This is a genomic window from Streptomyces himastatinicus ATCC 53653, from assembly GCF_000158915.1.
GTDB lineage: Bacteria > Actinomycetota > Actinomycetes > Streptomycetales > Streptomycetaceae > Streptomyces > Streptomyces himastatinicus.
Window position 1 is genome coordinate 10,715,664 of the sequence record NZ_GG657754.1, and the last position, 1,454, is coordinate 10,717,117.

At 72.6% G+C, this 1,454-nt stretch carries 1 protein-coding gene and 1 pseudogene; both read left to right on the forward strand.

Features of this window, described 5'->3' with window-relative positions; genetic code table 11:
• Window positions 1–301, forward strand: a pseudogene (locus SSOG_RS45135) (helix-turn-helix domain-containing protein); the annotation flags it as partial.
• A 252-nt stretch (window positions 302–553) separates the two neighbouring features.
• Window positions 554–1,405, forward strand: coding sequence for a hypothetical protein (locus tag SSOG_RS45140; protein WP_009721022.1), 852 nt, complete (start codon window positions 554–556; stop codon window positions 1,403–1,405).
• Window positions 1,406–1,454: the final 49 nt, after the last annotated feature.

Below are 1,454 nucleotides of genomic sequence, written 5' to 3' on the forward strand. Positions count from 1 at the left end.
CTCGCTGCCCGTGGAGATGGGGAAAGGCCGGGACGCGGTGCGCCGCGCCGAGCACATCACGGGCAAATTCCCCGCCAAGTACGCGCAGGAACGGCGCTCGCACCACTACATCGACGTGGGCCGGGCGCGCTACTACAACGGACAGCACGATCAAGCCCTTGACTCGTTCCTCGAAGCCGAGCGGTTGGCGCCACAGGCGACGCGGATGCATGCGGGTGTCCGCGAGACCACCAGCACCATGCTGAACACGAATCGCAACCGAGCGCTGTTGGAGTTCGGTATGCGCCTCGGCGTGGTCTGACCGAAGGCGTACGACAACCGGCTCGCCACCACCTCGGGCCGGCTCACCGGGGACGCGCTGGAGCAGGCCCTGCGCACGGCGCGGATCACCCCGCTGACCGCCGAGGGCACCGGCCCCGCGCAGGTTCTGGAGGAGTCCCACGGCTCCGGGGCGCTCTCCGCGTTCTTCGAACACGCCTCCGGCAACGAGGGCTACGAGACCGCCGGCCTGACCGAGAACTCCATCGCGGACCGCTCCGAGGGATCGCTTCAGGTGTTCTCCCGCCCGGACTTCGCCGGTGCGCGGCTGCTGGCGGTGGCCGACGGCGCCCGGATGGAGACCTCCACCAGGGCCACCCAGAGCGAGAACACGACCGCCTCCCAGGGCGGCGACCACAACACCGTCTTCGGCGGCGCGCCCGCCCTGAAGTCGGACACCGTCGGCGCGGCGAACCCGGGCGCCTCCGGCACCGGCGCCGACACCTCCGACAGCGACGGCCGGGTGATCGCCACCGACCAGGCCCGCCAGGTGGTCGTCAAGCCCAGCACGGGCCGGGTGTTCGCGTTCGCCGTCCCCACCGCCTGGCTGAGCGTGGCCCACGTCCACCGGCAGTTCAAGGACCTCTCGTCCAGCAACTGGGTCCGCAAGCACCTGATGGGCTCGCTCGGCGGCCTGAAGCCGGGCTCGCAGACCGTCGAGTCGCAGACCCAGGTACTGGCCTGGATACGCGAGGACGTCGCCCGCCAGCTCGGGCTGATCACCGACGACAACTTCCCCGAGGCGGTCGCCAAGGCCTGGGACAAGGTCAAGGACGCGGCCAAGACCTGGGCCGACGAGGACGCGAAGTACTGGGAGCTGCGCCGGGACATTCCCGATCTGCGGGAGGCCGTCGAGACCGCCCGGGTGGCACGCTCGGTGGCCCGGCGGCGGCGCCGGCAGGCCGATACCGCGGCGCAGGTGGAGCTCACGGCGGCGCGGCGGGACCTCACGGCGGCGACGGCGGCGGCCGACGCGGCGCTCCGGCAGGCGCCCGGGGACTTCCCGGCGCCGGTGGGCGACGAACTGCGGTCCGCGACCGAACTGGCCGCGCAGGGGGCTGCGGGTCCCACCAGAGCGCCCTGCTGATCAAACCTGACGGGACACCGCCACGCCCCGCCCAGCGCGCCGCCGCCGA